8 protein-coding genes are annotated in these 6597 nt (G+C 53.2%); 5 read left to right on the forward strand and 3 right to left on the reverse strand.

Annotated features, from left to right (window positions below):
• The first annotated feature begins 156 nt into the window (after positions 1-156).
• The 5 genes from FGF66_RS10495 to FGF66_RS10515 all read left to right on the forward strand — a co-directional run bounded on the left by FGF66_RS10495 (position 157) and on the right by FGF66_RS10515 (position 4732).
• Positions 157-1023 (forward strand): PHP domain-containing protein, encoded by an 867-nt coding sequence (locus FGF66_RS10495; protein ID WP_139457590.1) that lies wholly within the window; start codon positions 157-159, stop codon positions 1021-1023.
• Positions 1024-1134: 111 nt separating this feature from the next.
• Positions 1135-1932: an MlaE family ABC transporter permease gene (locus FGF66_RS10500; protein WP_139457591.1), complete on the forward strand. Its 798-nt coding sequence runs from the start codon at positions 1135-1137 to the stop codon at positions 1930-1932.
• A gap of 1 nt (position 1933) precedes the next feature.
• Positions 1934-2668, forward strand: a complete 735-nt coding sequence (locus FGF66_RS10505) for an ABC transporter ATP-binding protein (protein ID WP_139457592.1) — start codon at positions 1934-1936, stop codon at positions 2666-2668.
• Positions 2669-2692: 24 nt separating this feature from the next.
• Positions 2693-3571 carry an MlaD family protein gene (locus tag FGF66_RS10510; protein WP_139457593.1) on the forward strand — a complete coding sequence of 293 codons (879 nt, stop codon included), beginning with the start codon at positions 2693-2695 and terminating at the stop codon, positions 3569-3571.
• 18 nt (positions 3572-3589) lie between these two features.
• Complete coding sequence (locus FGF66_RS10515) at positions 3590-4732, forward strand: serine hydrolase domain-containing protein (protein ID WP_139457594.1); 1143 nt, start codon at positions 3590-3592, stop codon at positions 4730-4732.
• A gap of 98 nt (positions 4733-4830) precedes the next feature.
• Here FGF66_RS10515 and FGF66_RS10520 read toward each other — a convergent pair whose 3' ends face one another.
• From FGF66_RS10520 to FGF66_RS10530, 3 genes are read right to left on the reverse strand one after another with little or no spacing between them, the layout of a single operon-like run.
• Positions 4831-5949, reverse strand: coding sequence for a hypothetical protein (locus FGF66_RS10520; RefSeq protein ID WP_139457595.1), 1119 nt, complete (start codon positions 5947-5949; stop codon positions 4831-4833).
• Positions 5950-5972: 23 nt separating this feature from the next.
• Positions 5973-6263 carry a DUF2442 domain-containing protein gene (locus FGF66_RS10525; RefSeq protein ID WP_139457596.1) on the reverse strand — a complete coding sequence of 97 codons (291 nt, stop codon included), beginning with the start codon at positions 6261-6263 and terminating at the stop codon, positions 5973-5975.
• 11 nt (positions 6264-6274) lie between these two features.
• The gene (locus tag FGF66_RS10530; RefSeq protein ID WP_281279070.1) at positions 6275-6493 is read right to left on the reverse strand and encodes a DUF4160 domain-containing protein; all 219 of its coding nucleotides are present in this window, start codon (positions 6491-6493) and stop codon (positions 6275-6277) included.
• Between the last annotated feature and the right edge of the window lie 104 nt (positions 6494-6597).

Here is a 6597-nt window from a genome sequence, read left to right on the forward strand (position 1 = left end):
AGTCCCACCTGGAGGATATGGACCCGCCTCGTCTCCCCCACGTTCTACCTTCCTGCAACTTTCAGCCGCAAAAAATTATTGTCAATTCTGTACAACAGAGAAGGAATTTTTATTATATAGTCAGATTGAAGAAAACACTAAAAACAGAATTTGGCCATGCCATACAGCTCGTCAGGTGTAGGGCATAATGGCTTTGATAAAGCGGATTTACACATACACACCAAATGTTCGGACGGTCTGTTCACTCCCGAAGAGATCGTACGCAAGGCGCTTCGTGTCGGGCTGAAAGCCATCAGCATCACCGATCATGATACCGTCACAGGTATAGACAAAGCAAAGCCATTAGCACTCGAATTGGGTCTGGAGCTTATTCCCGGTGTAGAAATGAGCTCGGCCTATAAAGGGTATGACATTCATATCCTGGGATATTTTTTTGACTATCGGCAATCCGAGCTGAAGAGTTATCTGGACCACTGCCGCCAACTCCGCACGGAACGGGCAGAGCGCATGGTGCAGAAACTCGGGAAGATGGGCGTCAAGATTGAGATCGAACAGATCATCATGAAGGCTCAGAACGGCAGCGTGGGGCGTCCGCACATCGCGGCGGTGCTCCAGGACGGCGGTTTCGTCAAAAGTTTCAGCGAAGCTTTCAGCAAATACCTCGGCTCGCACAGCCCGGCCTACGTCAAAAGTATCGAAACGCATCCGGAAGAGGTCATCCGCCTCGTCAACGAAGCGGGCGGCCTGTCGTTCCTCGCCCATCCGGCACAGAACGTGCCCGATGAAATCCTCCGCCAGCTCATCTCGTTCGGGCTGGACGGCCTCGAAATCATCCACCCTTCGCACGACACGTACCGGCAGAACTACTACCGCGAAATCGCCAACGAGTACTTCATGCTCTTTTCGGGCGGGTCGGACTACCACGGGCTGAAGGATCACGAAGACAATTTCGGCCAGGTATGGATTCCCTACGAATGGGTCACCAAAATGAAAAGCCGTCTTGTTCCGGCGGGGAAGAAATGACATTTTTGAGACCATTACCTGAAAATCGGTCAAGTTTTGATATACTTGCACCGCGAAACAGCGTCGGTCTGCGAACCGGCGTAACTTGTCAGATGAATTGAATTTGATGCCATGCCGCTGACGCTCATCGGTAACTACGTGGACAGCAAGACGCTCCAGCTCAAGGAGCTGCTGCTGACCATGCAGGAATTTTTCTACTTCGCGCTCCGGGCCTTCTCCACCCTGCCCAAGGCGAAGCGCTACTGGCGGGACGTGCTCGATCAGGCGCTCATCTGCGGAGTCGAGTCGATCCCGATCGTCTTGGTCAGCTCGATCTCCATCGGGGCCTTGATGTCGATGGAGGTGGGCAATCTGCTCGAAGAGTTCGGCGCTAAAACGATGCTGGGCCGCTCCACCTCGAACGCAGTGCTGCGCGAACTCGGCCCGCTGCTGATGGGCCTCATGCTCTCGGCCCGCTACGGATCGCGCAACGGCGCGGAGCTCGGCGCGATGCAAATTTCCGAACAGATCGACGCCCTCCGCGCCTTCGGCACCGACCCCATCGCCAAGCTTGTCATGCCGAGGCTGCTCGCGGCGCTCATCATGTTCGTGCCGCTCATCGCCCTCTCCGACTTCGCCGGGTTGCAGACCGGAGCGCTCGTTGCCGAGTACTACCACAAAATCGACCCCGGCATCTTCTGGAACTCGATCTACCCGCGCCTCGCCCCAAAGGACTTCGTCGTAAGCTTCCTCAAGGCTCCGGTTTTCGCCATCATCATCACGCTGGTCAGCAGCTTCAACGGCTTCTCAGCTCGCGGCGGCACGGCGGGCGTGGGCCGCTCGACCATCAAGGGGATCGTCGCTTCGTCGGGTCTGGTGCTCGTGGCCAATTTCTACGTCTCGAAAATCGTGCTCGACATCATGCACTGATATGATCGAACTCCGCAACGTCACGCTGAAATACGGCGAAAAGGTGATTCTCGACAAGGTTTCGCTGACCGTGCAGGACAACACCATCAAGGCGATACTCGGCCCCAGCGGCGTCGGCAAGAGCACCATCATCAAGCTGATGCTCGGCCTCATCAAGCCCAACAGCGGCCAGGTCTTCGTCGATGGCGTTGACATCACGCCAATGAAGGAGGCCGATCTCTACCCGATCCGGCGCAAAATGGGCATCGTCTTCCAGGGCAACGCGCTCTTCGACTCGATGACCATCGCCCAGAACATGAGCTTCTTTTTGCGCGAGAACCTCCGGCTGCCCGATGAGGAGATAAGCCGCCGCGTGATGGAACAGATCCGTTTCGCCGGTCTCGAAGGCTACGAGGATCAGCTCCCCGAAAGCCTCAGCGGCGGCATGAAGAAGCGCGTGGCCATTGGCAGGGCGCTGATCTTCAACCCGAAAATGATCCTCTTCGACGAGCCGACCGCCGGTCTCGATCCGGTCAGTTCGCGCAAGATTCTGAACCTGATCGCCTCGCTCAAAAAGAACAACGACCTCGGCGCGGTCTTCGTGACCCACATCATCGACGACGTCTTCGCCATCGCCGACGAAGTGGCCGTGCTCTACCAGAGCAAAATCATCTTCGACGGCCCGACGGAACAACTGCACGAGTCGGAGCATCCCTTCATCCGTTCGATCCTGTCGGACAAGATTCTCGAACTTTAATTTTTTCAAGACCCCTGTCACCGTATGAGAAACCTGAAAGAACTGAAATGGAGTGACCTGAAAACCGGCATCTTCTTTTTGCTCGGACTCGCGTTCGCCGCCTATCTCGGCCTGGTGATCGGCAAGAACACCAGCATCTTCACCGGCGTGACTACCATAAGGATTTTGACCAGCAACGTTAACGGCCTCGCTGAAAACAACTTTGTGGCGGTCTCCGGCAAGAAAATCGGCACCGTTTCGAAGCTCAGTTTCACCACGCAGAACGACTCGCTGTTCGTCGTGGCCGACCTGAAGTTGCAAAACGACTATGCGGGGCTGGTTACGAAAGACTCGAAAGCCTCCATCCGCTCGCTCGGCGTGCTCGGCGACAAGTATGTCGATATCACCGCGGGTACCGGCAAACCGGTTCAGGAGGGCGACTACATCCAGCTCACCCCCGAAGACGGTCTGGCCGGACTGACAACGAACGCCAAGCAGACCATCGAAAAGCTCAACACGCTGCTCGACAATCTCAACCACGGCGAGGGGGCTGCCGGGCGGATCATTTCGGACAAGCAGATGGGCGAAGATTTGCAGAAAACCGTGGCGAATCTGCGCAAAAGCACGGATGAGCTGACCAAAGTCAGCGCGGAACTTCGCAACGGCAAAGGGCTGCTGCCGAAGCTGATCAACGACAAGTCGCTGGCCGACAACACCGCAGAGACCATCGTGAACCTCCGGAACGCCGCCGCCGAAACCGAGACGCTGATGAAGCAGCTCAACGACGGAAAGGGCTCGCTCGGCAAGCTCAACAGCGACCCGGCGCTCTACAACAACCTGAGCAAAACGCTGGTTTCGCTCGACACCCTGCTCATCGATCTGAAGAAGAGGCCGGACCGGTACGTACGGTTCACGCTCTTCTGAGCGAATCCCGCGACGCCTATGCGCCCGTTCCGGAAACTCACCGCCGCGCTCGCTTGCGCCGCCATCCTGCTGATGGCCACCGCCCTTCAGGCAAGCGCGGGCGCTACGAATTTCGGACGGCTCGACGCCGTGATGAAGGGCGCGGTGCGCGACAGCGTCTTTCCTGGCGCGAGCCTCGCGGTGATCTACAAGGGCAAGACGGTTTATCACAAAGCGTTCGGCCACCTGACTTACGATCCGCAAAGCGCACCGGCGGACACCACGACGATCTACGACGCCGCCTCGCTCACCAAAGCGGTCGTCACCACAAGCATCGCCATGCAACTCGTCGAGCGCGATTCGCTCGACCTGCGCGCACCCGTCGCCCGCTACCTGCCCGGATTCGCGGCCAGCGGCAAGAGGCGCGTCACCATCGAGCAGCTCATGCGCCACACCTCCGGCCTGCGGGCGCACACCTTTTACGCCAAAAGCTGCCGCACACCCGGCGAAGTGTTCCGCGCCATCGAGCAGGACTCGCTGATTTACAAGACAGGAAGCGACACGAAATACAGCGACCTGAACTTCATTTTGCTCGGCAGAATCGTCGAACAAGTCACCGGCCAGAGCCTCGCCGCCAACTTCCACGCCCGCTTCGCCGCGCCGCTCGGTATGAAATCGACGATGTTCAACCCGCCCTCAACGCTCCTCTTCCGGATAGCGCCAACCGCGCCCGATGCCGCCTGGCAGCTCGCCACGCCGCGCCCGCTCGTCAACGACCAGAACGCCGCCCTCCTCGGCGGAGCCGCCGGACACGCGGGACTTTTCACCACCACCGGCGACCTGACGAAAATGGTGAAAATGCTGATGAACGGCGGAGAGTTGGACGGCAAGCGCTCCATCGCGGCATCGACCGTCAGAATGTTTCTCAGCAAAACCGAATGGCCAAGAGCCATCGGCTGGGACATGGCCACCCACGGCAAATCATCGGCAGGCAGCCGCTTCTCCGCCAACTCCTGGGGCCACCTCGGCTACACCGGCACCAGCATCTGGGTCGATCCGGAGCGCGACTTGGCGGTGATTTTACTGAGCAACCGAGTCTGGCCGACGGAGGAGAACATCAAGATTCGCAAGTTCCGGCCATTGCTGCACGATACGGTGGTGGAGTGTGTTGTGGGGAAGTGAGGGCTGCTATATTCAACTTTTAGCCTTTACAATGCCAAAATTTTTAGAATAGAAGTTTTGCCGCTTTAATCATAACGCTCTTTTTCTTTGTTATTTTTTCAATCTTTGACTTCATCTATGGATGGACACCAACGACTACGATAAACGTTATTATCTCGAAACAAGCAAAAGTTTACATAACGCTCAACAATATTTTGCAAAGTTCTCGCTTCTTCTTCCCTGATAGTAATATTATGTTCCACTTTTTTATCGCGCCCGTGCAGCAACATGTTTCGCATATACTGGAACTTTTTAAAAGCTTGTATATCTGATTCCCATCCCGACAATTTTGCTTTGGTCGCAATATCAACAAAGCGTTCTTCAAGAGTAGGACCAGCTTTATTAATAAGCTTATCGAAAAATAAGATTAGTTCATGCGTATTTGAACCTGCATATTGTTCTATTGCTGTACGGATAGATTTAGCTTTGCTTTTATTATCTGTACTCATTTTCAGATCAGTAAACTTAGTCAACAGTGCTTCCAGAGGTACAAATAAAGCAATAAACTCATGCAAAGGGTCTCTTTCCTGCCAAGCCCTAAGTAGCCAATGAAAAATGAGGCTATATTCCCTCAAAACGTCAATTGACAGGCTTGCGAATGGCTGTTTTAAGGATTCGAGAAACTTAATCCCATGTTCATTAATACTTATCAATTCAAGGCATTCTAAGAAAGGAGTACATGCGTTTTGGCTAGGCGCATTATCTAACCACGCAAGAGCATTTTCATTTAATGGCTCAAGAACAAATTGCCTTTGAAAACGCAGGCCTATAATACCAGCAACGAGATAAATAACATTTTTAAATTCCTCGCGACGAGATTCCGCATATCTAAGCAATTCGTCTATCGTATTGGCCATTGAAGACAGTTCATCAGCTTGAACTCTAACTACAACTTCAAAAAAGAATGGGCCATAATCAGTTTCCCCATCTGTTTCTGCCATAAACTCTATTTTGCCAAAAATTGCATCATTTCCTGGCACAATATACTTCGAGCAACCAGAAACGATCTGAATGCCATGTTTAGGTTTTGGCCCGAAGTATGCCTGCACATCATACTTACCAGCAACATCAAAATTAGTTAGATATTCATCATAGTCAGAAAAGGAACAACCTTTGGCGTCATAAAGTATGCGATAACCAGTATATCTACAGCTGTTACTATTTTTCACTATATCCATTTTTTCTTATAACAACAAACAATTCATGACTTTTTATCAGCCACAGCAATTATCTGATCATTCTGATTGACGACGCAACATTTCTCATACAGCGTCTCAGGCGCTACATCGAAGCCGCAATCCCAGGCGAGCGTTGGCCATGAGTCGAGGTAGAACCGGGAGAAAGCCTCCGGTTCCCGTAAAGGTGATGCAACGGGGTGTCTAAAAACAGTCTCTTTGAGATCTACGATGCCAGATTTCCCGTCGTTGAATCTGAGAAATATCCGGTAGCCGTCAAGGTACTTCGCCCCTTCAATGTAGATACATTCGATCATAGCATCCTCCGTTAGACCAAAGGTTCAATTTTGTGGAAATCCTGAGACTCCCACATTTCCAGAAGTTCCTGCCGGTGAAGTTCCGCCCATTCTTCAACCAGACCGCGGACTTTCGCAGGAATCGATCCGGACAGCACGTTTAGCGTCTGTATTTCCATTGATGCCCGGTACTCGTTGTACCTCACATGGAAATGCGGCGGATTGTGCTCATCGAAGTACATCGTGATCACGATACCAAGAAATCGGCATATTTCAGGGGGTCTGTTCAACTAAGTGTGTAAACGGTCGTAATCAAACGGGAAGCCGTCCTTCGAATTTAATGGAAAACTGGTTG

The organism is Chlorobaculum thiosulfatiphilum (assembly GCF_006265165.1).
GTDB classification, from domain to species: domain Bacteria; phylum Bacteroidota; class Chlorobiia; order Chlorobiales; family Chlorobiaceae; genus Chlorobaculum; species Chlorobaculum thiosulfatiphilum.

Excerpts from the sequence above, each read along its gene's own strand:
- FGF66_RS10505 (WP_139457592.1), top strand. The coding sequence starts at position 1,934 with ATGATCGAACTCCGCAACGTCACGCTGAAATACGGCGAAAAGGTGATT.
- FGF66_RS10495 (WP_139457590.1), top strand. The coding sequence starts at position 157 with ATGCCATACAGCTCGTCAGGTGTAGGGCATAATGGCTTTGATAAAGCG.
- FGF66_RS10520 (WP_139457595.1), bottom strand. The coding sequence starts at position 5,949 with ATGGATATAGTGAAAAATAGTAACAGCTGTAGATATACTGGTTATCGC.
- FGF66_RS10515 (WP_139457594.1), top strand. The coding sequence starts at position 3,590 with ATGCGCCCGTTCCGGAAACTCACCGCCGCGCTCGCTTGCGCCGCCATC.
- FGF66_RS10510 (WP_139457593.1), top strand. The coding sequence starts at position 2,693 with ATGAGAAACCTGAAAGAACTGAAATGGAGTGACCTGAAAACCGGCATC.
- FGF66_RS10525 (WP_139457596.1), bottom strand. The coding sequence starts at position 6,263 with ATGATCGAATGTATCTACATTGAAGGGGCGAAGTACCTTGACGGCTAC.
- FGF66_RS10500 (WP_139457591.1), top strand. The coding sequence starts at position 1,135 with ATGCCGCTGACGCTCATCGGTAACTACGTGGACAGCAAGACGCTCCAG.